Annotated in this window: 34 protein-coding genes; 33 read left to right on the top strand and 1 reads right to left on the bottom strand. The window is 67.1% G+C overall.

All coding sequences use genetic code 11. From position 1 onward, the window contains the following. Positions 1–38: 38 nt before the first annotated feature. The 33 genes from ACZ66S_RS08460 to truA all read left to right on the top strand — a co-directional run bounded on the left by ACZ66S_RS08460 (position 39) and on the right by truA (position 20,339). Positions 39–866, top strand: a complete 828-nt coding sequence (locus ACZ66S_RS08460; protein WP_469900596.1) for a hypothetical protein — start codon at positions 39–41, stop codon at positions 864–866. Positions 867–1,332: 466 nt separating this feature from the next. Beyond that, positions 1,333–1,641 (top strand): 30S ribosomal protein S10, encoded by a 309-nt coding sequence (gene rpsJ / locus ACZ66S_RS08455; RefSeq protein WP_003948644.1) that lies wholly within the window; start codon positions 1,333–1,335, stop codon positions 1,639–1,641. A 17-nt stretch (positions 1,642–1,658) separates the two neighbouring features. Next, complete coding sequence (gene rplC / locus ACZ66S_RS08450; protein WP_007384065.1) at positions 1,659–2,303, top strand: 50S ribosomal protein L3; 645 nt, start codon at positions 1,659–1,661, stop codon at positions 2,301–2,303. A 5-nt stretch (positions 2,304–2,308) separates the two neighbouring features. Beyond that, positions 2,309–2,965, top strand: a complete 657-nt coding sequence (gene rplD, locus ACZ66S_RS08445; RefSeq protein WP_007384066.1) for a 50S ribosomal protein L4 — start codon at positions 2,309–2,311, stop codon at positions 2,963–2,965. Next, positions 2,965–3,384, top strand: coding sequence for a 50S ribosomal protein L23 (gene rplW, locus ACZ66S_RS08440; RefSeq protein ID WP_053846787.1), 420 nt, complete (start codon positions 2,965–2,967; stop codon positions 3,382–3,384). Before rplD ends, rplW begins: the two co-directional genes overlap by 1 nt. Before the next feature lie 38 nt (positions 3,385–3,422). Beyond that, complete coding sequence (gene rplB, locus ACZ66S_RS08435; protein WP_030039757.1) at positions 3,423–4,259, top strand: 50S ribosomal protein L2; 837 nt, start codon at positions 3,423–3,425, stop codon at positions 4,257–4,259. Positions 4,260–4,271: 12 nt separating this feature from the next. Next, the gene (gene rpsS, locus ACZ66S_RS08430; RefSeq protein ID WP_007384069.1) at positions 4,272–4,553 is read left to right on the top strand and encodes a 30S ribosomal protein S19; all 282 of its coding nucleotides are present in this window, start codon (positions 4,272–4,274) and stop codon (positions 4,551–4,553) included. A 44-nt stretch (positions 4,554–4,597) separates the two neighbouring features. Continuing rightward, complete coding sequence (gene rplV, locus ACZ66S_RS08425; RefSeq protein ID WP_003974262.1) at positions 4,598–4,945, top strand: 50S ribosomal protein L22; 348 nt, start codon at positions 4,598–4,600, stop codon at positions 4,943–4,945. Continuing rightward, positions 4,945–5,766 carry a 30S ribosomal protein S3 gene (gene rpsC / locus ACZ66S_RS08420; protein WP_014674374.1) on the top strand — a complete coding sequence of 274 codons (822 nt, stop codon included), beginning with the start codon at positions 4,945–4,947 and terminating at the stop codon, positions 5,764–5,766. The genes rplV and rpsC overlap by 1 nt, the downstream gene beginning before the upstream one ends. Before the next feature lie 5 nt (positions 5,767–5,771). Next, positions 5,772–6,191 (top strand): 50S ribosomal protein L16, encoded by a 420-nt coding sequence (rplP, locus tag ACZ66S_RS08415; protein WP_004927269.1) that lies wholly within the window; start codon positions 5,772–5,774, stop codon positions 6,189–6,191. Next, a complete protein-coding gene (rpmC, locus tag ACZ66S_RS08410; protein WP_005481220.1) occupies positions 6,191–6,415 on the top strand; it encodes a 50S ribosomal protein L29 in 225 nt (74 codons plus the stop codon). Before rplP ends, rpmC begins: the two co-directional genes overlap by 1 nt. Beyond that, on the top strand, positions 6,415–6,702 hold the full coding sequence (rpsQ, locus tag ACZ66S_RS08405) for a 30S ribosomal protein S17 (RefSeq protein WP_007384073.1): 288 nt from the start codon (positions 6,415–6,417) through the stop codon (positions 6,700–6,702). The genes rpmC and rpsQ overlap by 1 nt, the downstream gene beginning before the upstream one ends. Before the next feature lie 98 nt (positions 6,703–6,800). Next, on the top strand, positions 6,801–7,169 hold the full coding sequence (rplN, locus tag ACZ66S_RS08400) for a 50S ribosomal protein L14 (RefSeq protein ID WP_003998823.1): 369 nt from the start codon (positions 6,801–6,803) through the stop codon (positions 7,167–7,169). 2 nt (positions 7,170–7,171) lie between these two features. Then, positions 7,172–7,495 carry a 50S ribosomal protein L24 gene (gene rplX, locus ACZ66S_RS08395; RefSeq protein ID WP_033272457.1) on the top strand — a complete coding sequence of 108 codons (324 nt, stop codon included), beginning with the start codon at positions 7,172–7,174 and terminating at the stop codon, positions 7,493–7,495. Next, positions 7,495–8,052, top strand: coding sequence for a 50S ribosomal protein L5 (gene rplE, locus ACZ66S_RS08390; RefSeq protein ID WP_020135807.1), 558 nt, complete (start codon positions 7,495–7,497; stop codon positions 8,050–8,052). Before rplX ends, rplE begins: the two co-directional genes overlap by 1 nt. Before the next feature lie 5 nt (positions 8,053–8,057). Further along, a complete protein-coding gene (locus ACZ66S_RS08385; protein WP_003948630.1) occupies positions 8,058–8,243 on the top strand; it encodes a type Z 30S ribosomal protein S14 in 186 nt (61 codons plus the stop codon). A gap of 213 nt (positions 8,244–8,456) precedes the next feature. Next, a complete protein-coding gene (gene rpsH / locus ACZ66S_RS08380; protein ID WP_007384075.1) occupies positions 8,457–8,855 on the top strand; it encodes a 30S ribosomal protein S8 in 399 nt (132 codons plus the stop codon). A gap of 24 nt (positions 8,856–8,879) precedes the next feature. Then, positions 8,880–9,419: a 50S ribosomal protein L6 gene (rplF, locus tag ACZ66S_RS08375; RefSeq protein WP_037719144.1), complete on the top strand. Its 540-nt coding sequence runs from the start codon at positions 8,880–8,882 to the stop codon at positions 9,417–9,419. A gap of 3 nt (positions 9,420–9,422) precedes the next feature. Continuing rightward, positions 9,423–9,806, top strand: coding sequence for a 50S ribosomal protein L18 (gene rplR, locus ACZ66S_RS08370; protein WP_030317315.1), 384 nt, complete (start codon positions 9,423–9,425; stop codon positions 9,804–9,806). A gap of 36 nt (positions 9,807–9,842) precedes the next feature. Continuing rightward, positions 9,843–10,451, top strand: coding sequence for a 30S ribosomal protein S5 (rpsE, locus tag ACZ66S_RS08365; protein WP_030671799.1), 609 nt, complete (start codon positions 9,843–9,845; stop codon positions 10,449–10,451). After that, entirely contained in the window at positions 10,451–10,633 is a 183-nt protein-coding gene (gene rpmD / locus ACZ66S_RS08360; RefSeq protein WP_005481207.1) for a 50S ribosomal protein L30, read from the top strand. Before rpsE ends, rpmD begins: the two co-directional genes overlap by 1 nt. 2 nt (positions 10,634–10,635) lie before the next feature. Then, a complete protein-coding gene (gene rplO, locus ACZ66S_RS08355; protein WP_007384079.1) occupies positions 10,636–11,091 on the top strand; it encodes a 50S ribosomal protein L15 in 456 nt (151 codons plus the stop codon). Positions 11,092–11,267: 176 nt separating this feature from the next. Beyond that, positions 11,268–12,581 carry a preprotein translocase subunit SecY gene (gene secY / locus ACZ66S_RS08350; protein ID WP_469900593.1) on the top strand — a complete coding sequence of 438 codons (1,314 nt, stop codon included), beginning with the start codon at positions 11,268–11,270 and terminating at the stop codon, positions 12,579–12,581. After that, a complete protein-coding gene (locus tag ACZ66S_RS08345) occupies positions 12,581–13,243 on the top strand; it encodes an adenylate kinase (RefSeq protein WP_053846782.1) in 663 nt (220 codons plus the stop codon). Before secY ends, ACZ66S_RS08345 begins: the two co-directional genes overlap by 1 nt. 163 nt (positions 13,244–13,406) lie before the next feature. Further along, positions 13,407–14,243: a type I methionyl aminopeptidase gene (gene map / locus ACZ66S_RS08340; RefSeq protein WP_037719141.1), complete on the top strand. Its 837-nt coding sequence runs from the start codon at positions 13,407–13,409 to the stop codon at positions 14,241–14,243. 222 nt (positions 14,244–14,465) lie between these two features. Further along, complete coding sequence (gene infA / locus ACZ66S_RS08335) at positions 14,466–14,687, top strand: translation initiation factor IF-1 (protein ID WP_003948620.1); 222 nt, start codon at positions 14,466–14,468, stop codon at positions 14,685–14,687. Between the two features lie 59 nt (positions 14,688–14,746). Next, positions 14,747–14,860, top strand: a complete 114-nt coding sequence (gene rpmJ, locus ACZ66S_RS08330; RefSeq protein WP_003998809.1) for a 50S ribosomal protein L36 — start codon at positions 14,747–14,749, stop codon at positions 14,858–14,860. Positions 14,861–15,047: 187 nt separating this feature from the next. After that, a complete protein-coding gene (gene rpsM / locus ACZ66S_RS08325; protein WP_125188937.1) occupies positions 15,048–15,428 on the top strand; it encodes a 30S ribosomal protein S13 in 381 nt (126 codons plus the stop codon). 70 nt (positions 15,429–15,498) lie between these two features. Next, the gene (gene rpsK, locus ACZ66S_RS08320) at positions 15,499–15,903 is read left to right on the top strand and encodes a 30S ribosomal protein S11 (RefSeq protein ID WP_003956432.1); all 405 of its coding nucleotides are present in this window, start codon (positions 15,499–15,501) and stop codon (positions 15,901–15,903) included. 144 nt (positions 15,904–16,047) lie between these two features. Then, positions 16,048–17,070: a DNA-directed RNA polymerase subunit alpha gene (locus ACZ66S_RS08315; protein WP_003966937.1), complete on the top strand. Its 1,023-nt coding sequence runs from the start codon at positions 16,048–16,050 to the stop codon at positions 17,068–17,070. Positions 17,071–17,234: 164 nt separating this feature from the next. Next, positions 17,235–17,756 carry a 50S ribosomal protein L17 gene (gene rplQ / locus ACZ66S_RS08310; protein ID WP_469900591.1) on the top strand — a complete coding sequence of 174 codons (522 nt, stop codon included), beginning with the start codon at positions 17,235–17,237 and terminating at the stop codon, positions 17,754–17,756. A 217-nt stretch (positions 17,757–17,973) separates the two neighbouring features. Next, positions 17,974–19,395 (top strand): hypothetical protein, encoded by a 1,422-nt coding sequence (locus ACZ66S_RS08305; RefSeq protein ID WP_469900589.1) that lies wholly within the window; start codon positions 17,974–17,976, stop codon positions 19,393–19,395. Positions 19,396–19,469: 74 nt separating this feature from the next. Then, positions 19,470–20,339 carry a tRNA pseudouridine(38-40) synthase TruA gene (gene truA, locus ACZ66S_RS08300; protein WP_469900588.1) on the top strand — a complete coding sequence of 290 codons (870 nt, stop codon included), beginning with the start codon at positions 19,470–19,472 and terminating at the stop codon, positions 20,337–20,339. Here truA and ACZ66S_RS08295 read toward each other — a convergent pair. After that, on the bottom strand, positions 20,317–22,347 hold the full coding sequence (locus ACZ66S_RS08295) for an acyltransferase family protein (protein WP_469900586.1): 2,031 nt from the start codon (positions 22,345–22,347) through the stop codon (positions 20,317–20,319). The genes truA and ACZ66S_RS08295 overlap by 23 nt on opposite strands. Positions 22,348–22,388 lie beyond the last annotated feature (41 nt).

The raw sequence follows: 22,388 nt of genomic DNA, 5'->3' as shown, positions 1-22,388 counted from the left end.
TCTGCCCGCTTCTTTTCCGCTCCACGAAAGAGGTGGTAATGACCACTGGCAGACGTACGGCCACCGGGTTCGCGCTCGTGGGGGCGCTGGCCCTCACCCTCCTGAACGCCCCGGCGGCCCACGCCCAGGACACCGGGATCACGGTGTCCGACATCGTGATCAACAAGGGCAAGCCGATCGTCGTCGGCACCACGAAGGTGGTGGAGCCGTCTCTCACCTTCAAGATCACGCTGCCGTCCGGGTACAGCACGAGTGCCCCGTCCCGGTACGACGCGTTTCCCTTCGTCTACCGGGGAAGCCTGACGCACGCGGCCGACACCGGTGACAACTACATCGGACCGGGTGGCTACACCTGCTACGAGCTGAGCGCCAGGAAGGCCGAGTGCGAGGGGTCCCTGTACATCGACCCGCACCCCTCGCAGGAGCATGTCGACTCCAACAGTGACGCCACCACCTGGAAGACGGCCGTGGCCCTGCGCCTCTTCAGGGCCAGCGGAAGCCTCGTCGCCGAGGAGCACGAGACCCGGTCCCTGACCGTCCGCCTCAAGCGGGCGGCGAAGGTCACCGTGAACGCCTCGCCGGAGCCGGTCGTCAAGGGCAAGAACATCACCGTCACCGGCCGGCTCACCCGGGCGGACTGGGGGACCAAGAAGTACGGCGGCTACGGCGGCCGTTCGGTCACCCTGCAGATCCGCGAAACGGGCACGAGCTCCTTCGTCACGGTCAAGAAGGTCACGACCAGCAGCACCGGCGCCCTGAAGACCACGGTCACCGCCTCGAAGGACGGGACCTGGCGCTGGTCGTACGGCGGCAACGACACGACGGGTGCCACGACGAGCGGCGGGGACCACGTGGACGTGCGCTGACGCGCCGCCCACGGGGGAGGCGAGCAGTCCCGCGGCGGGCCGGAGGCAGGACCTGTGTTTGACCTGCGTCACTCTCGGGGTATTGTCTCCGGCTCGATTGGCCAGGCGCCTGCCCCGTATGGCAGACTAGCGGGGTTGCTCGGTCGAGTGTTGATGCTGCGCGCCTCCCGCCGGGAGGACCGGAAGCGAGTCCCACAGTACTCGTCGTTCCAACTGCCGTGAGGCAGCGCTGGGGCGGACGTACGGGAATCTTTCGGGAAGTGTCAGTGCGGCACCGGCCAGGCACCCGGTGGGCTTCTGCCCCTGGCTTGCGGTTCCGGAAGGGCCGTGTTCGTTCCCAGCAGGGATGTTCGAACAAGGGACATCTGTGTCAGCGGAAGTGCGACACGCCCGACCGCGTGGGTCGGAGGAAGTCAACGGAACACCGGGTTCCAGAGCTGTAGAGAGACAGGACTACTGAGTAGCCATGGCGGGACAGAAGATCCGCATCCGGCTCAAGGCCTACGACCACGAGGTCATCGACTCCTCGGCGAAGAAGATCGTCGAGACGGTGACGCGCACTGGTGCGTCGGTCGCGGGCCCGGTGCCGCTGCCCACTGAGAAGAACGTGTACTGCGTCATCAAGTCGCCGCACAAGTACAAGGACTCGCGCGAGCACTTCGAGATGCGCACGCACAAGCGCCTGATCGACATCCTCGACCCGACCCCCAAGACCGTTGACTCTCTGATGCGACTCGACCTCCCGGCCGGTGTCGACATCGAGATCAAGCTCTGAGGCCGGTGATCTGAACGATGGCTAAGCAGATCAAGGGCATCCTGGGCGAGAAGCTCGGCATGACGCAGGTGTGGGACGAGAACAACCGTGTTGTTCCGGTCACCGTCGTCAAGGCCGGCCCCAATGTCGTGACCCAGGTCCGTACGAACGACGCCGACGGCTACGAGTCCGTCCAGATCGCGTTCGGCGAGATCGACCCGCGCAAGGTGAACAAGCCCCTCAAGGGCCACTTCGCCAAGGCCGACGTCACTCCCCGCCGCCACCTCGTCGAGATCCGTACCGCTGACGCCAGCGAGTACACCCTCGGCCAGGAGATCACCGCTGAGGTGTTCGAGGCCGGCATCAAGGTCGACGTGACCGGCAAGAGCAAGGGCAAGGGCTTCGCCGGTGTCATGAAGCGTCACAACTTCAAGGGCCTCGGCGCCGGTCACGGCACCCAGCGCAAGCACCGCTCTCCCGGTTCCATCGGTGGCTGCGCCACCCCGGGCCGCGTGTTCAAGGGCCTCCGCATGGCGGGTCGTATGGGCAACGAGCGGGTCACCACCCAGAACCTGACCGTTCACGCCGTTGACGCGGAGAAGGGCCTGCTCCTCATCAAGGGCGCGGTTCCTGGTCCGAACGGCGGCCTCGTCCTGGTCCGCACCGCGGCCAAGGGGGCCTGAGGACTATGAGCACCATTGACATTCTGTCGCCCTCCGGCGACACCGCCGGGACCGTCGAGCTCCCGGCCGAGATCTTCGACGTAGAGAAGATCAGCATCCCGCTGCTTCACCAGGTCGTCGTCGCGCAGTTGGCCGCCGCCCGTCAGGGCACGCACAAGGTCAAGCGTCGTGGCGAGGTCCGCGGTGGCGGTAAGAAGCCGTACCGCCAGAAGGGCACCGGCCGCGCCCGTCAGGGTTCGACCCGTGCGCCGCAGTTCGCCGGCGGTGGCGTCGTCCACGGCCCCACGCCGCGTGACTACTCGCAGCGGACCCCGAAGAAGATGAAGGCCGCGGCTCTGCGCCACGCCCTCACCGACCGGGCCCGCAACAACCGCATCCACGTCGTCTCCGGCGTCATCGAGGGCGAGAGCCCGTCGACGAAGGCCGCGAAGACGCTCTTCGGCAAGATCAGCGAGCGCAAGAACCTGCTGCTCGTCATCGACCGTGCCGACGAGGCCGCGTGGCTGTCCGCCCGCAACCTGCCCCAGGTCCACATCCTGGAGCCGGGCCAGCTGAACACGTACGACGTTCTCGTCTCGGACGACGTGGTCTTCACCCAGGCCGCCTTCGAGTCCTTCGTGTCCGGCCCGAAGGCCAACGACACCGAAGGGAGCGAGGCCTGATGGCTACGCGTCACCCGAGCATCGCCTCCAAGGCTGCGAAGGCCGCCAAGGCCGCGCGCGTCGCCAAGGCGCGCCGCCACGCCGCCGAGGGCAAGAACACCGTCGTCACGCCGGCGAGCAAGGCCTTCACGGACCCCCGTGACGTCCTGCTGAAGCCGGTCGTGTCCGAGAAGAGCTACGCGCTTCTCGACGAGGGCAAGTACACGTTCATCGTGGCCCCCGGCGCCAACAAGACCCAGATCAAGCAGGCCGTCCAGGCGGTCTTCTCGGTCAAGGTCACCGGGGTGAACACGATCAACCGCCAGGGCAAGCGCAAGCGGACCCGCACCGGCTTCGGCAAGCGTGCCGACAGCAAGCGCGCGATCGTGACCCTTGCCGAGGGCGACCGTATCGACATCTTCGGCGGTCCGACCGCGTAAGCGGGTCGGATCGTCCGATATCGGACGAGGACTGAGAAATGGGAATCCGCAAGTACAAGCCGACTACGCCGGGCCGTCGCGGCTCCAGCGTCGCCGACTTCGTCGAGGTCACGCGGTCCACGCCGGAGAAGTCGCTGGTCCGCCCGCTGCACAGCAAGGGCGGCCGTAACAACGCCGGTCGTGTGACCGTTCGCCACCAGGGTGGCGGACACAAGCGCGCCTACCGTGTCATCGACTTCCGTCGCCATGACAAGGACGGCGTGCCGGCGAAGGTCGCGCACATCGAGTACGACCCCAACCGCACCGCGCGCATCGCGCTGCTGCACTACGCGGACGGCGAGAAGCGCTACATCCTCGCCCCGCGCAACCTGCAGCAGGGTGACCGCGTCGAGAACGGTCCCGGGGCCGACATCAAGCCGGGCAACAACCTGGCGCTCCGCAACATCCCCGTCGGTACCACGATCCACGCGATCGAGATCCGTCCCGGTGGCGGCGCCAAGTTCGCCCGCTCCGCCGGTGCCTCGGTGCAGCTCCTCGCGAAGGAGGGCACGATGGCGCACCTGCGCATGCCCTCCGGTGAGATCCGCCTGGTCGACCAGCGCTGCCGCGCCACGGTCGGCGAGGTCGGCAACGCCGAGCAGAGCAACATCAACTGGGGCAAGGCCGGCCGCAAGCGCTGGCTGGGCGTCCGCCCGACCGTTCGCGGTGTGGCGATGAACCCGGTTGACCACCCCCACGGTGGTGGTGAGGGCAAGACCTCCGGTGGTCGCCACCCGGTCAGCCCCTGGGGTCAGAAGGAGGGTCGTACTCGTTCGCCGAAGAAGGCTTCGAACAAGTACATCGTCCGCCGCCGCAAGACGAACAAGAAGCGCTAGGAGCGGGTTTAGATGCCGCGCAGTCTCAAGAAGGGGCCCTTCGTCGACGACCACCTGATCAAGAAGGTGGACGCCCAGAACGAAGCTGGTTCCAAGAACGTCATCAAGACCTGGTCCCGTCGCTCGATGATCGTCCCGGCCATGCTCGGCCACACGATCGCGGTGCACAACGGCAAGACCCACATCCCGGTGTTCGTCACCGAGTCGATGGTCGGCCACAAGCTCGGCGAGTTCTCGCCGACGCGCACCTTCCGGGGTCACGTCAAGGACGACCGGAAGTCGAAGCGCCGCTAAACGCGGATCGCATTCAGACACGTAAGTAACTGAGAGGGACAACCATGGAAGCCAGGGCCCAGGCGCGGTACATCCGCGTTACGCCCATGAAGGCCCGCCGCGTGGTGGACCTTATCCGTGGCATGGACGCCACGGAGGCTCAGGCGGTCCTGCGATTCGCTCCGCAGGCCGCCTCAGTGCCCGTCGGCAAGGTGCTGGACAGCGCCATCGCCAACGCCGCGCACAACTACGACCACACCGACGCCGACAGCCTCTTCATCTCCGAGGCGTACGTCGACGAGGGCCCGACCCTGAAGCGGTTCCGGCCGCGCGCCCAGGGCCGTGCCTACCGGATCCGCAAGCGGACCAGCCACATCACCGTGGTCGTCAGCAGCAAGGAAGGAACCCGGTAATGGGCCAGAAGGTTAACCCGCATGGGTTCCGGCTCGGTGTCACCACGGACTTCAAGTCCCGGTGGTACGCCGACAAGCTGTACAAGGACTACGTCAAGGAAGACGTCGCCATCCGTCGGATGATGACGTCCGGCATGGAGCGCGCCGGCATCTCGAAGGTGGAGATCGAGCGCACCCGTGACCGTGTGCGTGTGGACATCCACACCGCGCGTCCCGGCATCGTCATCGGCCGCCGTGGCGCCGAGGCCGACCGCATCCGCGGTGACCTCGAGAAGCTCACGGGCAAGCAGGTCCAGCTCAACATCCTCGAGGTCAAGAACCCCGAGACGGACGCGCAGCTCGTGGCCCAGGCCGTCGCCGAGCAGCTCTCCTCCCGCGTCTCCTTCCGTCGGGCCATGCGCAAGAGCATGCAGTCCGCCATGAAGGCCGGCGCCAAGGGCATCAAGATCCAGTGCGGTGGCCGCCTCGGCGGCGCCGAGATGTCCCGCTCGGAGTTCTACCGCGAGGGCCGTGTGCCCCTGCACACGCTCCGCGCGAACGTGGACTACGGCTTCTTCGAGGCCAAGACGACCTTCGGCCGCATCGGTGTGAAGGTCTGGATCTACAAGGGCGACGTGAAGAACATCGCCGAGGTCCGCGCCGAGAACGCCGCTGCCCGTGCGGGTAACCGCCCGGCGCGCGGCGGTGCCGACCGCCCGGCCCGTGGTGGCCGCGGTGGCGAGCGGCGCGGTCGCAAGCCGCAGCAGGCTGCCGGCGCCGAGGCCCCCAAGGCCGAGGCTCCCGCCGCCGCTCCGGCTGAGAGCACCGGAACGGAGGCCTGACCGACATGCTGATCCCCCGTAGGGTCAAGCACCGCAAGCAGCACCACCCGAAGCGCCGTGGTCAGGCCAAGGGCGGTACGACGGTCGCGTTCGGCGAGTACGGCATTCAGGCCCTCACGCCGGCGTACGTGACCAACCGCCAGATCGAGGCGGCCCGTATCGCGATGACCCGCCACATCAAGCGTGGCGGCAAGGTCTGGATCAACATCTACCCGGACCGCCCGCTCACGAAGAAGCCTGCCGAGACCCGCATGGGTTCCGGTAAGGGTTCGCCGGAGTGGTGGATCGCGAACGTGCACCCGGGCCGGGTCATGTTCGAGCTGTCCTACCCCAACGAGAAGATCGCCCGTGAGGCCCTGACTCGCGCCGCTCACAAGCTGCCGATGAAGTGCCGGATCGTCAAGCGCGAGGCAGGTGAAGCGTGATGTCGGCCGGTACCAAGGCGTCCGAGCTGCGCGAACTGGGTGACGAGGAGCTGCTGAACAAGCTCCGCGAAGCCAAGGAAGAGCTGTTCAACCTCCGCTTCCAGGCGGCGACGGGTCAGCTCGAGAACCACGGTCGGCTCAAGGCCGTCCGTAAGGACATCGCGCGGATCTACACCCTGATGCGTGAGCGCGAGCTGGGCATCGAGACGGTGGAGAGCGCCTGATGAGTGAGAGCAACGTGACTGAGCAGACTGCAGAGGCCCGCGGCTTCCGCAAGACCCGTGAGGGTCTCGTCGTCAGCGACAAGATGGACAAGACCGTCGTCGTCGCCGTCGAGGACCGCGTCAAGCACGCGCTGTACGGCAAGGTCATCCGCCGTACCAACAAGCTCAAGGCGCACGACGAGCAGAACGCTGCCGGCGTCGGCGACCGGGTCCTCCTCGCGGAGACCCGCCCGCTGTCGGCGACCAAGCGCTGGCGCGTCGTCGAGATCCTCGAGAAGGCCAAGTAATTCCTGCGGCCAACCCCGCAGGTCAGTTCCGCCAGGCTCGGCAGGGGCGCTCGTACTGAGGCCCCTGCCGGGAACCGGCAGACAAACAGGAGATAGACGTGATCCAGCAGGAGTCGCGACTGCGTGTCGCCGACAACACTGGTGCGAAGGAGATCCTTTGCATCCGTGTGCTCGGTGGCTCCGGTCGCCGCTACGCGGGCATCGGTGACGTCATCGTCGCCACCGTCAAGGACGCGATCCCCGGTGGCAACGTGAAGAAGGGTGACGTCGTCAAGGCGGTCATCGTTCGCACCGTCAAGGAGCGCCGCCGTCCGGACGGCTCGTACATCCGCTTCGACGAGAACGCCGCCGTCATTCTGAAGAACGACGGCGACCCTCGCGGCACCCGTATCTTCGGCCCCGTCGGCCGTGAGCTGCGCGAGAAGAAGTTCATGAAGATCATCTCGCTCGCGCCGGAGGTGCTGTAAGCATGAAGATCAAGAAGGGCGACCTGGTCCAGGTCATCACCGGTAAGGACAAGGGCAAGCAGGGCAAGGTCATCGCGGCCTTCCCCCGCGAGGACCGCGTCCTGGTCGAGGGTGTCAACCGGGTCAAGAAGCACACCAAGGCCGGCCCCACCGCCAGCGGTTCGCAGGCCGGTGGCATCGTCACGACCGAGGCGCCGATCCACGTCTCCAACGTCCAGTTGGTCGTTGAGAAGGACGGCAACAAGGTCGTCACGCGTGTCGGTTACCGCTTCGACGACGAGGGCAACAAGATCCGCGTTGCCAAGCGGACGGGTGAGGACATCTGATGGCTACCACCACCACTCCGCGTCTCAAGACGAAGTACCGCGAGGAGATCGCGGGCAAGCTGCGTGACGAGTTCAAGTACGAGAACGTCATGCAGATCCCCGGCCTCGTCAAGATCGTGGTCAACATGGGTGTGGGCGACGCCGCCCGCGACTCCAAGCTGATCGAGGGCGCCATCCGCGACCTCACCACGATCACCGGTCAGAAGCCGGCCGTCACCAAGGCCCGTAAGTCCATCGCGCAGTTCAAGCTGCGTGAGGGCCAGCCGATCGGTGCCCACGTCACGCTTCGTGGCGACCGCATGTGGGAGTTCCTGGACCGCACCCTGTCGCTCGCGCTGCCGCGCATCCGCGACTTCCGCGGCCTGTCCCCCAAGCAGTTCGACGGCCGTGGCAACTACACCTTCGGTCTCACGGAGCAGGTCATGTTCCACGAGATCGACCAGGACAAGATCGACCGTACCCGGGGCATGGACATCACCGTGGTGACCACGGCGACCAACGACGCTGAGGGCCGCGCGCTCCTTCGTCACCTCGGCTTCCCGTTCAAGGAGGCGTGAGCGAGATGGCGAAGAAGGCTCTGATTGCCAAGGCTGCTCGCAAGCCCAAGTTCGGTGTGCGTGGCTACACCCGCTGCCAGCGCTGTGGCCGTCCGCACTCCGTGTACCGCAAGTTCGGCCTGTGCCGCGTGTGCCTTCGTGAGATGGCTCACCGTGGCGAGCTGCCGGGCGTGACCAAGAGCTCCTGGTAATCCCACCTTTTAGGGATTCCGGAAGCTCTCGGTAAGCAATGGGCGTGTCAGGCGCCCTCCCTTCCATGGCTTAGGCTTGGAGGGTTGGGCGCCTGACGGTCGCCCGTACGACTTACTACGCCGTAGGTCCACCGCACCGCACCCGCCTCGTCTCGGATCGAGGAGAGGGATGGGCACCTGGAAACCCCGGCGAGAGAGGCCGAAGGCCAATTCATGACCATGACTGATCCGATCGCAGACATGCTTACGCGTCTGCGGAACGCGAACTCGGCGTACCACGACTCCGTGACGATGCCGGCGTCCAAGATCAAGTCTCACATCGCGGAGATCCTCCAGCAGGAGGGCTTCATCACGGGCTGGAAGGTCGAGGACGCCGAGGTCGGCAAGAACCTCGTCCTCGAGCTGAAGTTCGGCCCGAACCGTGAGCGCTCCATCGCGGGCATCAAGCGGATCTCCAAGCCCGGTCTCCGGGTTTACGCGAAGTCCACCAACCTGCCCAAGGTCCTCGGTGGCCTCGGCGTGGCGATCATCTCCACGTCGCACGGTCTCCTGACCGACAAGCAGGCCGGCAAGAAGGGCGTGGGTGGGGAAGTCCTCGCCTACGTCTGGTAGCGGAAGGGAACGGAGGAAACAGCTATGTCGCGTATTGGCAAGCTCCCCATCACGGTTCCCGCCGGCGTGGACGTCACCATCGACGGCCGTACGGTCTCGGTCAAGGGCCCCAAGGGCGAACTGACCCACACCGTCGCTGCGCCGATCGACATCGCCAAGGGTGAGGACGGCGTTCTCAACGTCACCCGCCCCAACGACGAGCGTCAGAACAAGGCCCTGCACGGCCTGTCCCGCACGCTGGTGGCGAACATGATCACCGGCGTGACCCAGGGTTACGTGAAGAAGCTCGAGATCAGCGGTGTCGGTTACCGCGTGCAGGCCAAGGGTTCGAACCTCGAGTTCGCTCTCGGCTACAGCCACCCGATCACCGTCGAGGCCCCCGAGGGCATCACCTTCAAGGTGGAGGCCCCCACCCGGTTCTCGGTCGAGGGCATCGACAAGCAGAAGGTCGGCGAGGTTGCGGCCAACATCCGCAAGCTGCGCAAGCCCGACCCGTACAAGGCCAAGGGCGTCAAGTACGAGGGCGAAGTCATCCGCCGCAAGGTCGGAAAGGCGGGTAAGTAAGCCATGGCATACGGACAGAAGATCCTGAAGGGCGACGCCTACAAGCGCGCCGCGATCAAGCGCCGTCACATCCGGATCCGCAAGCGGATCTCGGGTACGGCGGAGCGTCCCCGTCTGGTCGTTACCCGCTCCAACCGCCACATCGTGGCCCAGGTGATCGACGACATCAAGGGTCACACCCTGGCGTCGGCGTCCACCCTGGACACCACGGTTCGCGGTGGCGAGGGCGACAAGTCCGCGCAGGCCAAGCAGGTCGGTGCCCTGGTCGCCGAGCGCGCCAAGGCCGCCGGTGTCGAGGCCGTCGTATTCGACCGAGGTGGCAACCAGTACGCCGGGCGCATCGCCGCCCTGGCGGACGCCGCCCGCGAAGCCGGGCTCAAGTTCTGAGCCGCTCGAAGCTAGCGGAAAGAGAGAGGTAATCCAATGGCTGGACCCCAGCGCCGCGGTGGCGGTGCCGGTGGCGGCGAGCGGCGGGACCGTAAGGGTCGTGACGGTGGCGCAGCCGCCGCCGAGAAGACTGCTTACGTTGAGCGTGTCGTCGCGATCAACCGTGTCGCCAAGGTTGTGAAGGGTGGTCGTCGCTTCAGCTTCACCGCGCTGGTCGTGGTGGGCGACGGTGACGGCACCGTGGGTGTCGGTTACGGCAAGGCCAAGGAGGTGCCGGCCGCCATCGCCAAGGGTGTTGAGGAGGCCAAGAAGCACTTCTTCAAGGTCCCCCGTATCCAGGGCACCATCCCGCACCCGATCACGGGTGAGAAGGCTGCCGGCGTCGTTCTCCTCAAGCCGGCTTCGCCGGGTACCGGTGTTATCGCCGGTGGTCCCGTGCGTGCCGTCCTGGAGTGCGCCGGTATCCACGACGTGCTGTCGAAGTCGCTCGGCTCGTCGAACGCGATCAACATCGTGCACGCGACCGTGGAGGCCCTGAAGGGCCTGCAGCGTCCCGAGGAGATCGCGGCCCGCCGCGGTCTGCCCCTCGAGGACGTCGCTCCCGCGGCTCTGCTCCGTGCGCGTGCCGGGGCTGGTGCTGCGTAATGGCTCAGCTCAAGATCACGCAGACGAAGTCGTACATCGGCAGCAAGCAGAACCACCGTGACACCCTGCGCTCCCTTGGTCTCAAGGGCATCAACACGCAGGTCGTCAAGGAGGACCGCCCCGAGTTCCGCGGCATGGTGCACACCGTCCGCCACCTCGTGACGGTCGAGGAGGTCGACTGATCATGGCGGAGAACAACCCGCTCAAGATCCACAACCTCCGTCCCGCCCCGGGCGCCAAGACCGCCAAGACCCGTGTGGGTCGTGGTGAGGCGTCGAAGGGTAAGACGGCTGGTCGTGGAACCAAGGGTACGAAGGCCCGTTACCAGGTTCCGGAGCGCTTCGAGGGTGGCCAGATGCCCCTCCACATGCGTCTTCCGAAGCTGAAGGGCTTCAAGAACCCGTTCAAGACCGAGTTCCAGGTCGTGAACCTCGACAAGCTGGGCGCGCTGTACCCCGAGGGTGGCGAGGTCACCGTCGAGGACCTCGTGGCCAAGGGTGCCGTTCGCAAGAACAGCCTCGTCAAGGTCCTCGGCCAGGGCGAGATCTCCGTGGCGCTGCAGGTGACGGTCGACGCCGTCTCCGGCTCCGCCAAGGAGAAGATCACCGCCGCCGGCGGCACGGTCACCGAGCTCGTCTGAGCACGATGACCTGAAGCAGTACCCACCGGGGATACCTCACAACGAGGTATCCCCGGTTGGTCGTTCCACGGCAGGCGGCGGCCCGGGTAAGGTGGCCTGCACTGCTTTCCCACATATTCGTCGAACCTCAAGACCGTCACCCTTGACGCAGTAGCGCGGGGGTCGCAGGAGGCACCGTGCTCACCGCGTTCGCCCGGGCGTTCAAGACGCCCGACCTGCGCAAGAAGCTGCTCTTCACGCTCGCCATCATCGTGGTGTACCGCGTGGGTACCCACATCCCGATCCCCGGCGTCGACTACAAGTCGGTCCAGGAGTGCGTGGACCAGGCGTCCGGCAACCAGGGACTCTTCGGTCTGGTCAACATGTTCAGCGGCGGCGCGCTGCTGCAGATCACGGTCTTCGCGCTCGGCATCATGCCGTACATCACCGCGAGCATCATTCTGCAGTTGCTCACCGTGGTCATCCCGCGTCTGGAAGCCCTCAAGAAGGAGGGTCAGGCCGGTACGGCGAAGATCACGCAGTACACGCGTTACCTCACGGTGGCGCTCGCCATCCTGCAGGGCACCGGTCTGGTGGCCACCGCCCGCAGCGGCGCCCTCTTCTCCGGCTGCACGGTCGCGTCGAGCATCGTCCCGGACCGCGCGATCTTCACCACGATCGTCATGGTCATCACGATGACCGCCGGTACGGCCGTCGTCATGTGGCTCGGTGAGCTCATCACCGACCGCGGCATCGGCAACGGCATGTCGATCCTGATGTTCATCTCGATCGCCGCCACCTTCCCGTCCGCGCTGTGGGCCATCAAGAAGCAGGGCACCCTGGCCGACGGCTGGATCGAGTTCGGCACGGTCATCGCGGTCGGCCTGGTCATGGTCGGTCTGGTGGTCTTCGTCGAGCAGGCCCAGCGCCGGATCCCGGTGCAGTACGCGAAGCGCATGATCGGCCGTCGTTCCTACGGCGGTACGTCGACCTACATCCCGCTGAAGGTCAACCAGGCCGGTGTGATCCCGGTCATCTTCGCGTCGTCGCTGCTCTACATCCCGGCTCTGATCGCGCAGTTCTCGAGCGGCACCTCCGGTTGGAAGACCTGGATCGAGGCCAACCTCGTCAAGGGCGACCACCCGATTTACATCACCATGTACTTCTTGCTCATCGTTTTCTTCGCGTTCTTCTACGTGGCGATCTCCTTCAACCCCGAGGAAGTCGCGGACAACATGAAGAAGTATGGTGGCTTCATCCCGGGCATCCGGGCTGGCCGACCGACCGCTGAGTACCTCTCCTACGTGCTCAACCGGATCACCTGGCCGGGTTCGCTGTACTTGGGTCTGATCGCTCTTGTGCCAACGATGGCGTTGGTGGGCTTCGGGGCAAGCCAGAACTTCCCGTTCGGCGGGACCAGCATCCTGATCATCGTGGGTGTGGGTCTTGAGACGGTGAAGCAGATCGAGAGCCAGCTCCAGCAGCGCAATTACGAAGGGTTCCTCCGCTGATGCGTATCGTCCTCGTCGGGCCGCCGGGTGCCGGCAAGGGAACGCAGGCCGCGTTCCTCGCCAAGAACCTGTCGATCCCGCACATCTCCACGGGCGACCTGTTCCGCGCCAACATCAGCCAGCAGACGGACCTCGGCAAACTCGCGAAGTCCTACATGGACGCGGGCAACCTGGTTCCGGACGAGGTCACCATCGGGATGGCCAAGGACCGCATGGAGCAGCCCGACGCCGAGAAGGGCTTCCTGCTCGACGGCTTCCCGCGCAACGTCTCGCAGGCCGAGTCGCTCGACGAGATGCTCCGGACCGAGGGCATGAAGCTGGACGCGGTGCTGGACCTGGAGGTCCCCGAGGAGGAGGTCGTCAAGCGCATCGCCGGCCGCCGCATCTGCCGCAACGACTCGGCGCACGTCTTCCACGTCTCGTACAAGGCGCCGAAGCAGGACGGCGTCTGTGACGTCTGCGGCGGCGAGCTGTACCAGCGGGACGACGACTCCGAGGAGACGGTCCGCAAGCGCCTGGAGGTCTACCACACCCAGACCGAGCCGATCATCGACTACTACAAGGCCCAGGGCCTGGTGGTCACGATCTCGGCGCTCGGCAAGGTGGAGGACGTCACCGGCCGTGCCATGGAGGCCCTCCAGCACGAGGACGACGCCGCGTAGCGGTTTTTCGCAGTACGACAGCCGCGGTTCCCTTCCGAGGGGGCCGCGGCTGCTGTGTGGGTGCACGTATCGTTGAAGGCGCCCCTCAGAGCGCTTCCGAAGGCGCCTGTTGACGGCGCTCTTCCCATCCCTGTTTCCCCGGTCCGAGAAAGGCCCCCGCCGCATGGTGCAGATCAAGACCCCCGAGCAGATCGCCAAGATGCGCGAGGCGGGGCTGGTCGTCGCCGCCATCCACGCGGCGACCCGAGAGGCCGCGGTGCCCGGGGCCACGACCAGGGATCTCGACCAGGTCGCGCGAAAGGTCCTCGCGGAGCACGACGCGAAGCCGAACTTCCTTGGCTACGGCGGCTTCCCGGCGACGATCTGCACCTCGGTGAACGAGGTCGTCGTCCACGGCATCCCCTCCGACGAGGTCGTCCTCAAGGACGGCGACATCATCTCCATCGACTGCGGCGCGATCATCGACGGCTGGCACGGGGACGCGGCCTACACGGCGTTCGTGGGCTCGGGGCACGCCCCGGAGCTGCTGGAGCTCTCGCGGGTGACCGAGGAGTCCATGTGGGCCGGCATCGCGGCGATGAAGCAGGGCAACCGGCTCGTCGACGTCTCCCGGGCCATCGAGACGTACATCCGCCGCCAGCCCAAGCCGGGCGGCGGCCGCTACGGCATCATCGAGGACTACGGCGGCCACGGCATCGGCACCGAGATGCACATGGACCCGCACCTGCTGAACTACGTCGACCGGCGCCGCGGGAAGGGGCCGAAGCTGGTCACCGGGTTCTGCCTGGCGATCGAGCCGATGGTGTCGCTGGGCACGCCCAGGACGGAGGTCCTGTCGGACGACTGGACGGTCATCACGACCGACGGCACCTGGTCGTCCCACTGGGAGCACTCGGTGGCGCTGACCGACGAGGGGCCGCTGGTGCTCACGGCTCCGGACGGCGGCAAGGCGAAGCTCGCGGAGCACGGGGTCGTCGCGGCTCCGGACCCGCTGGCGTAGGACGTATGCCGTCCGCGGGCCCGGCTGTGTCCGATCGCGCAGTTCCCCGCGCCCCTGACCGGGCGCTTAAGGATCTCCTTCCCGGGGCATGAATCCTCGATTCGTCTTTCTAGGAGCGCTGACGTAGACTGACTCGTCGACTCTCGTGCACCCGCATGTCCGCATGCGCCCCTCGGGGAAAGCAGGGGAGTCGATCAAGGTAGTCGATTCGAAGGGCGAAGCGTGGCCAAGAAGCAAGGTGCCATCGAGATCGAGGGCACTGTCGTCGAGTCTCTTCCGAACGCCATGTTCAAGGTCGAGCTCCAGAACGGCCACCAGGTCCTGGCACACATCAGCGGCAAGATGCGTATGCACTACATCCGCATCCTCCCTGACGACCGGGTCGTGGTGGAGTTGTCTCCGTACGACCTGACACGTGGCCGGATCGTCTACCGGTACAAGTAGATCTTGCCCGCACTCCGTTCCGGCGGGGTGGTGGCACTGACCCGGAGAACCTCAATCCCATGAAGGTCAAGCCGAGCGTCAAGAAGATCTGCGACAAGTGCAGGGTGATCCGCCGTCACGGTCGGGTCATGGTCATTTGCGAGAACCCGCGCCACAAGCAGCGCCAGGGCTGACGCACGACCGAACCCTCTGCTCTCGCAGGGATTCGCGCGACGCAAGCTGAACATGTTCATACGCAGGGCCCAGACGCACTCCGTCTGACACCCCCGGCTCGGAGGCCGGGGACCCAGTTCGTACCTGGTACGGCGGCTGGGAGCCGGTCCTGCGGAAGACCTCCGAAGATCACCAGGAGCCATTGAAGTGGCACGCGTTTCCGGTGTTGACATCCCGCGCGAAAAGCGCGTGGAGGTCGCCCTGACCTACGTGTTCGGCATCGGCCGGACCCTTTCGCAGAAGACGCTGGCCGAGACCGGCGTCAACCCGAACACCCGCGTTCGCGACCTCTCCGAGGAGGAGCTCGTCGCGATTCGTGAGTACGTCGACAACAACCTCAAGACCGAGGGTGACCTCCGTCGCGAGATCCAGGCCGACATCCGCCGCAAGGTCGAGATCGGCTGCTACCAGGGTCTGCGCCACCGCCGTGGACTGCCCGTCCGTGGTCAGCGCACCAGCACGAACGCTCGTACCCGCAAGGGCCCGCGTCGCGCCATCGCCGGCAAGAAGAAGCCGGGCAAGAAGTAGTCCTCAGCGGACCACGCTTCATCAGCGGTCTTCGCTGTAGGACCGACCACCTCCCCGTAGGAGTTTGTAGATGCCCCCCAAGGGTCGTCAGGGCGCTGCCAAGAAGGTGCGCCGCAAGGAAAAGAAGAACGTCGCTCACGGGCACGCCCACATCAAGAGCACGTTCAACAACACGATCGTCTCGATCACGGACCCCTCGGGCAACGTGATCTCCTGGGCCTCCGCCGGCCACGTCGGCTTCAAGGGCTCGCGCAAGTCCACCCCCTTCGCCGCGCAGATGGCCGCCGAGTCGGCCGCCCGCCGCGCGCAGGAGCACGGCATGCGCAAGGTGGACGTGTTCGTCAAGGGTCCCGGCTCCGGCCGTGAGACCGCGATCCGCTCCCTCCAGGCCACCGGCCTCGAGGTCGGCTCGATCCAGGACGTCACGCCCACGCCGCACAACGGTTGCCGTCCGCCCAAGCGCCGCCGCGTCTGAGGCCCGGTTGTCCTGAGGTTGCGGGCGGTACGGCTCTTCGGGGCGGTGCCGCCCGTACCCTTGCAGTACCCGTCCCTTTTGCCGGGGGCGGTTCCGTCGGGCGTCAAATAGCGGGCGTCCACGAAAGAAGGATCTGATCCACACATGCTGATCGCTCAGCGTCCCTCGTTGACCGAAGAGGTCGTCGACGAATTCCGCTCCCGGTTCGTGATCGAGCCGCTGGAGCCGGGCTTCGGCTACACCCTCGGCAACTCCCTCCGCCGCACCCTCCTGTCGTCGATCCCCGGTGCCGCTGTCACCAGCATCCGCATCGACGGCGTCCTGCACGAGTTCACCACCGTGCCGGGCGTCAAGGAGGACGTCACCGACCTGATCCTCAACATCAAGCAGCTCGTGGTCTCCTCGGAGCACGACGAGCCGGTCGTGATGTACCTGCGCAAGCAGGGCCCGGGTCTGGTCACCGCCGCCGACATCGCGCCCCCGGCCGGTGTCGAGGTGCACAACCCCGACCTCGTCCTCGCCACGCTCAACGGCAAGGGCAAGCTGGAGATGGAGCTCACGGTCGAGCGTGGCCGCGGTTACGTCTCCGCCGTGCAGAACAAGCAGGTGGGCCAGGAGATCGGCCGTATCCCGGTCGACTCCATCTACAGCCCGGTGCTCAAGGTCACGTACAAGGTCGAGGCGACCCGTGTCGAGCAGCGCACCGACTTCGACAAGCTGATCGTCGACGTCGAGACCAAGCAGGCGATGCGTCCCCGTGACGCCATGGCCTCCGCCGGCAAGACCCTGGTCGAGCTGTTCGGTCTCGCCCGCGAGCTGAACATCGACGCCGAGGGCATCGACATGGGCCCGTCCCCCACGGACGCCGCCCTTGCCGCCGACCTGGCGCTGCCGATCGAGGAGCTGGAGCTCACGGTCCGCTCCTACAACTGCCTCAAGCGTGAGGGCATCCACTCCGTGGGTGAGCTCGTGGCGCGCTCCGAGGCCGACCTGCTGGACATCCGCAACTTCGGTGCGAAGTCCATCGACGAGGTCAAGGCGAAGCTGGCCGGCATGGGCCTGGCCCTGAAGGACAGCCCGCCCGGATTCGACCCGACCGCCGCCGCGGACGCCTTCGGCGCCGACGACGACGCGGACGCCGGGTTCGTCGAGACCGAGCAGTACTAAGAGCTCGGGACCGACTGCCGGTTCCTGGCTGCCGGCCCGCTGTGGCTGGTCGCGCAGTTCCCCGCGCCCCTTGAGGGCGCGGGGTCTCCGACGAGTAAACCCGCTCGCTCGGATACTGACCCCGGTACCTGATACGGCCGGGGCAGACATCTAGGAGAAACACCATGCCGAAGCCCACCAAGGGTGCCCGTCTGGGCGGCAGCGCCGCGCACGAGAAGCTGCTCCTCGCGAACCTCGCGAAGAGCCTCTTCGAGCACGGCCGTATCACCACCACCGAGGCGAAGGCGCGCAAGCTGCGTCCGTACGCCGAGCGTCTGGTCACCAAGGCGAAGAAGGGCGACCTTCACAACCGCCGTCAGGTGCTCCAGGTGATCACGGACAAGAGCATCGTGCACACGCTCTTCACCGAGATCGGCCCGCGCTACGAGAACCGTCCCGGTGGCTACACCCGCATCACCAAGATCGGTAACCGCCGTGGCGACAACGCGCCCATGGCTGTCATCGAGCTGGTCGAGGCGCTGACGGTCGCGCAGCAGGCGACGGGTGAGGCCGAGGCCGCCACCAAGCGTGCCGCCAAGGACGCCGAGGCTGCTCCGGCCGCCGAGGAGACCAAGGTCGACACGACCAAGGCCGCCGAGGCCGAGGACGCCACCGAGGCTCCGGCCGAGGAGTCCAAGGACGCGTAAGCGTTCTGTCGGGGACTGTACGTTCGCGGCCGCGGCGCCGCCGTGGCTGGTCGCGCAGTTCCCCGCGCCCCTGGGGCGATCGCGGGCCCGTTCCTTTCGAGGAGCGGGCCCGTTTGCGTTGTGGCGCAAAGGGACTGCAACCTCACAGCGGGCTCACAGGTCATGCATACGGCGCCACCGATCCGGTGCGCCCGATGGTCCGACTTACGGGGGTCCCATGACGTATCTCGCCGCGGTGCGGCGCACCATCTCCGCGTTCGCGCTGGCCGCCCTGGCCGCTACGGCACTCGCTGTCCCGGCCGGTGCCGCGGAGGAACCGCTGCCGGTGTCCGTCACCGGCCCCGACAGCGTGAACCTCTCGCTCCAGCCGGAACCCGGTGAGCCGGGCGAGCCGGGTGAGCCGCAGATCGAGCTCGGACTCCGGGCGCCCGGCGAGCCGGTGCCGGACGAGAACGGGGTCATCTACCCGATCCACCAGGGCGACTACACGGTCACGGTGGACGCGAGCTCCCTGGCCGGTGTCGCCTCCGTCAACTTCTCCCGCCTCGGCGGCTGGCAGGGCTGCTCGGTCGACGGACTGGTCGCGACCTGCAAGGACTACGAGATCTACGCCGGCCAGGACTACAACGACCTGGGCGGCATCAGACTCGACGTGACCGACGAGAGCGCCGCGGGCGACTTCGGCACCATCGAGGTCACGGCCGTGGGGGAGGGCCTGGCCTTCACCGGGCACACGGTGGACGTCCTGGTCGGCGGCCCCGAGATGCAGATGAAGCACCTGGCCGAGCCCGAGGGCTTCAAGGCCGGTGACACCCTGCAGGCGCCGCTGAGCTTCCGCAACGTCGGCGGGCTGGGCGGCAAGGGCGTGGTGCTGCGGATGTACGGCAGCCGGGGCCTCTCCTTCCCGAACACCTACGGGAACTGCTGGTACGACCCGCGCGACCCCGACGAACTGTTCGGGAGCTCCAAGGCCCTGTGCGTCTTCGACGAGGAGTTCGCGGCCCGGGCGGCCTACGGACTCAGCGCTCCCTTCCCGGTCGGGACGGCCGGCTTCGCCCTGTACGACGTGATGTCCTACTCGTTCAGCGCGGTCCCCGCCGACCAGGTGGCGGACCTGCTGGCCGAGGGCGACTACCAGGCAGGGACCGGGCCGGCACTGGGGCTGGTGCGGCTGCCGGACGCCGACCCGGCGGACTACAGCCAATTCGCGGAGATGGACTTCCCGACGAAGAACACCTTCGACCTCGACCTGACCGGTGAGCGGCTGCGGGCCCGCAAGGGCCAGACGGTGTCGGTGGACGTCGGCTTCGCCAACCACGGGCCCGCGTGGCTGGCCCTGCTGCGCTCCGGCGGCGAGCCGATCTCCTTCTGGGTCGACCTTCCCCCGGGCACCACGGTCACCACGGCCCCCGAGAGCTGCCGGGCCGCCGACTGGGAGGGCGCCGAGGGCGACTACCTGTGCTCCATCGACACGCCGATCCTGGAGGACGCCTCCCGTACCTTCACCTTCGGCCTGCGCGTCGACGAGGTGATCCGGAACGCCACCGGCCGGGCGTTCTTCGCGTACACCATGCCGAACGAGGGCAACCCGGCGAACGACGCCGGCATGATCGTGCTGAACCCGAGGGGCCGGCCCTGATCCACGCTGCTCCACGGCAGTGCGGGCCCGCCCCTCGGGGCGGGCCCGTTCCGCGTTCCTGAGAGGATCGGGGGGTGAGCGACGAAGTACAGCCCGGTTACGTCCGTGTCCGCCTCGACCTCTCCTACGACGGGACCGACTTCTCCGGATGGGCCAAGCAGGCCGCCGGCCGACGGACCGTCCAGGGCGAGATCGAGGACGCGCTGCGCACGGTCACGCGGTCGAAGGACGTGACGTACGAACTGACCGTGGCCGGCCGGACCGACGCGGGCGTGCACGCACGGGGACAGGTGGCCCACGTGGACCTGCCCGCGGACCTGTGGGAGGACCACCGCGAGAAGCTGCTGAAGCGGTTGGCGGGGCGGTTGGCGAAGGATGTGCGGGTTTGGGGGGTGGGGGAGGCTGCTGCGGGGTTCAATGCGCGGTTCGCCGCTCTGTGGCGGCGGTACGTCTACCGGGTGGGGGACCGGCCCGGCGGAGTCGATCCGCTGCTGCGCAGCCATGTGCTGTGGCACGACTGGGAGTTGGACGTCGACGTCATGGACGCCGCCGCCAAGTCACTCGTGGGGGAGCACGACTTCGCGGCCTACGCGAAAAAGCGTGAGGGGGCCTCGACGGTCCGCGAGATCCTCGACTTCGGGGTCCGGCGCACGGCGGAGGGCATCGTCGAGATCGAGGTCCGTGCCGACGCCTTCTGCCACAACCAGGTGCGGTCCATGGTCGGGGCGCTGCTGTTCGTGGGCGACGGGCACCGGGGTGTGGAGTGGCCGCGGAAGGTGCTGGACGCGCGGGTGCGGGACAGCGCGGTGCATGTCGTACGGCCGCACGGGCTGACGCTGGAGGAGGTCGCGTACCCGGCGGACGAGCTGCTGGCCGAACGGCAGCTTCAGGCCCGCCGGGTACGGGGAGAGGTGCACGGGGTCAGCCGGCCAGGACCTTCTTGAGGGTCGGCTGGAGGAAGGGCACCAGGGACTGCGCGTACCCGGCGGTGATGTGGCTGGAGTCGAAGTAGACGATCTGGTCACCGATCACCGTCGGACACACGTCGTCCGCGCAGAACGCCGGCAGCGTGTCGATGACCACGGCACCGTGCCGCTTGGCCACCTTCTGCTCCATGGCCCGGAAGTCGGTGAACTCGATGGCCTTGTCCTGGGCGGGGTTGCACGCCGTGACGTCGTTGATGTGCGTGGCGAGGCAGTCGGGCACGTTCCTGCCGGGCTGCGGGGTGTCCGTCAGGTAGACGATCCTGGCGCCCGAGTCCTCCAGCGTCTGGAACGCCTCCTCGGCACCTGCCTCGGTCGCCTCCTGGCGGACCCGGTTCGTGACGACGACGACGTCGGGCTTGAGCTCCTTGATCTCCTCGAACGCCGTCTTGCGCCACTCGTCGCACTCGGAGTACTCACGGTTGAGTTCGGGGTTCTTGATGGCGTAGACCTCGGGGGAGCAGCCGCCCTTCGCCATGGTCACGACCTTGACGTGCAGTTTCTGCCCGATCTCGTGGAAGGCGTCGCCCCACTGCCAGGCGTGCGAGTCGCCGATCACGACGACCGACTTCTGGCCCGTCTTGTCGCCGATGACGCAGTTGTCGCGCATGACGAACTCCTCGACATCGGTGTTGTCGATGCATCCGTAGTGCGTCTTGTCGTCGGGCGACTTCGGCAGGGCGCCCTGGGCGACTCCCGACAGCTCCTTCTGGATCACGGAGCTGCGCACGGATTCCGTACCGCTCCATCCCACGGTGCCGGAGCCCGCGGCGACGGCCGAGGCCGAGAGGTTCAGCGGCAGGACGGTCATGGCGAAGGCCGCGGCACCGGCCGTACCCGCGACGGCGGTCCCGCCGGCGAAGATGCCCTTCCAGGGACGGGTCACCAGTTGGGCGTTGGTCCTGAAGCGGTGCTCGACGATGTGGAACATCGCGTAGGCCAGGATCAGGGACAGGGACGCCACGCGGAAGCGGTCCGAGTAGGAGAGCTCGTGGCCGGTGATGTCCGGCCAGAGGATCAGGATCGGCCAGTGCCAGAGGTACCAGCCGTAGCTGACGTTGGCGACCGAGTTCAGCACCGGGTTGTCCAGGAGCCATTCCGCGCCGAAGCGAGGTGCGGCGCATCCGCCGGCGATGATCATGGCGGCGCCGAGGACGGGGCCGGCCACCGCGTATCCCGGCAGCGGGGTCTCGGGGGTGATGAGGAGCGCGGTGCCGATGGCTGTGGCGAGGCCCAGCCAGGAGACCACGCCGGCCACTCCCCGGTTCATGCGGGAGAGCAGCGGGGCGCCGAGGGCCAGCAGGATGCCTACGGTGAGTTCCCAGATGCGGGTGTGGGTGCTGAAGTAGGCGAGCGGCTGGTTGACGCTGGTCTGGGTGTAGCCCGCGTAGAAGGATCCGCCGATCACCGCTCCCAGAAAGACTCCCACAAGGACGCGGTTGCGGAGGATGGCACGGCTGAGCCAGGCCATGACGAACAGCGCCAGCGGGGCCGCGAGGTAGAACTGCTCCTCGATGCCGAGTGACCAGAAGTGCTGGTACGGGGACTGGGTGCCGTCGTTGGCGAAGTAGTCCGTGCCGGTCTCGACGAGCCGCCAGTTCATGACGCTCAGCGCGGAGGCGAGACCGTCCTCCATGGTGTCGCGGAACCTGAGCGGGCTGCCGTAGATCCAGGCGAGGGCGGCGGTGGCGAGGACGACGACGGTCATTCCCGGCGCCAGACGCCTGAAGCGGCGGGCCCAGAACTTGCTCAGCGACACCTTGCCGGTCTTGTCGATCTCCGCGAGGAGCTGGCCGCCGATGAGGAAGCCGCTGAGTACGAAACTGACGTCCACGCCGCCGTGGATGTCGAGGATGCCGCAGTGCATGGCGACGACCATCATGATGGCGACGGCACGCAGGCCCTGTATGTCCGGCCGGTACTTGCGAAGACTCTCTGTCTGCGCGGCCGATGAGCGATGGCGGGTCACGGTTCTCCAGTAGCTGGGCGGGCGGGCCGTTCGGCGGGCAG

The sequence above is a fragment of the Streptomyces sp. NPDC107471 genome (genome assembly GCF_055582845.1).
This window is presented reverse-complemented; position numbering and strand designations above follow the sequence as displayed.

Excerpts from the sequence above, each read along its gene's own strand:
- rpsS (WP_007384069.1), top strand. The coding sequence starts at position 4,272 with ATGCCGCGCAGTCTCAAGAAGGGGCCCTTCGTCGACGACCACCTGATC.
- rplQ (WP_469900591.1), top strand. The coding sequence starts at position 17,235 with ATGCCGAAGCCCACCAAGGGTGCCCGTCTGGGCGGCAGCGCCGCGCAC.
- rpmD (WP_005481207.1), top strand. The coding sequence starts at position 10,451 with ATGGCTCAGCTCAAGATCACGCAGACGAAGTCGTACATCGGCAGCAAG.
- ACZ66S_RS08305 (WP_469900589.1), top strand. The coding sequence starts at position 17,974 with ATGACGTATCTCGCCGCGGTGCGGCGCACCATCTCCGCGTTCGCGCTG.
- ACZ66S_RS08315 (WP_003966937.1), top strand. The coding sequence starts at position 16,048 with ATGCTGATCGCTCAGCGTCCCTCGTTGACCGAAGAGGTCGTCGACGAA.
- ACZ66S_RS08385 (WP_003948630.1), top strand. The coding sequence starts at position 8,058 with ATGGCGAAGAAGGCTCTGATTGCCAAGGCTGCTCGCAAGCCCAAGTTC.
- rpsC (WP_014674374.1), top strand. The coding sequence starts at position 4,945 with ATGGGCCAGAAGGTTAACCCGCATGGGTTCCGGCTCGGTGTCACCACG.
- ACZ66S_RS08460 (WP_469900596.1), top strand. The coding sequence starts at position 39 with ATGACCACTGGCAGACGTACGGCCACCGGGTTCGCGCTCGTGGGGGCG.
- rpsH (WP_007384075.1), top strand. The coding sequence starts at position 8,457 with ATGACCATGACTGATCCGATCGCAGACATGCTTACGCGTCTGCGGAAC.
- rplV (WP_003974262.1), top strand. The coding sequence starts at position 4,598 with ATGGAAGCCAGGGCCCAGGCGCGGTACATCCGCGTTACGCCCATGAAG.
- rpmJ (WP_003998809.1), top strand. The coding sequence starts at position 14,747 with ATGAAGGTCAAGCCGAGCGTCAAGAAGATCTGCGACAAGTGCAGGGTG.
- rplC (WP_007384065.1), top strand. The coding sequence starts at position 1,659 with ATGGCTAAGCAGATCAAGGGCATCCTGGGCGAGAAGCTCGGCATGACG.
- rplE (WP_020135807.1), top strand. The coding sequence starts at position 7,495 with ATGGCTACCACCACCACTCCGCGTCTCAAGACGAAGTACCGCGAGGAG.
- rpsQ (WP_007384073.1), top strand. The coding sequence starts at position 6,415 with ATGAGTGAGAGCAACGTGACTGAGCAGACTGCAGAGGCCCGCGGCTTC.
- rplW (WP_053846787.1), top strand. The coding sequence starts at position 2,965 with ATGGCTACGCGTCACCCGAGCATCGCCTCCAAGGCTGCGAAGGCCGCC.
- rplP (WP_004927269.1), top strand. The coding sequence starts at position 5,772 with ATGCTGATCCCCCGTAGGGTCAAGCACCGCAAGCAGCACCACCCGAAG.
- rplB (WP_030039757.1), top strand. The coding sequence starts at position 3,423 with ATGGGAATCCGCAAGTACAAGCCGACTACGCCGGGCCGTCGCGGCTCC.
- rplX (WP_033272457.1), top strand. The coding sequence starts at position 7,172 with ATGAAGATCAAGAAGGGCGACCTGGTCCAGGTCATCACCGGTAAGGAC.
- rplR (WP_030317315.1), top strand. The coding sequence starts at position 9,423 with ATGGCATACGGACAGAAGATCCTGAAGGGCGACGCCTACAAGCGCGCC.
- rpmC (WP_005481220.1), top strand. The coding sequence starts at position 6,191 with ATGTCGGCCGGTACCAAGGCGTCCGAGCTGCGCGAACTGGGTGACGAG.
- rplO (WP_007384079.1), top strand. The coding sequence starts at position 10,636 with ATGGCGGAGAACAACCCGCTCAAGATCCACAACCTCCGTCCCGCCCCG.
- rpsK (WP_003956432.1), top strand. The coding sequence starts at position 15,499 with ATGCCCCCCAAGGGTCGTCAGGGCGCTGCCAAGAAGGTGCGCCGCAAG.
- ACZ66S_RS08345 (WP_053846782.1), top strand. The coding sequence starts at position 12,581 with ATGCGTATCGTCCTCGTCGGGCCGCCGGGTGCCGGCAAGGGAACGCAG.
- rplF (WP_037719144.1), top strand. The coding sequence starts at position 8,880 with ATGTCGCGTATTGGCAAGCTCCCCATCACGGTTCCCGCCGGCGTGGAC.
- rplD (WP_007384066.1), top strand. The coding sequence starts at position 2,309 with ATGAGCACCATTGACATTCTGTCGCCCTCCGGCGACACCGCCGGGACC.
- rpsE (WP_030671799.1), top strand. The coding sequence starts at position 9,843 with ATGGCTGGACCCCAGCGCCGCGGTGGCGGTGCCGGTGGCGGCGAGCGG.
- map (WP_037719141.1), top strand. The coding sequence starts at position 13,407 with ATGGTGCAGATCAAGACCCCCGAGCAGATCGCCAAGATGCGCGAGGCG.
- rpsJ (WP_003948644.1), top strand. The coding sequence starts at position 1,333 with ATGGCGGGACAGAAGATCCGCATCCGGCTCAAGGCCTACGACCACGAG.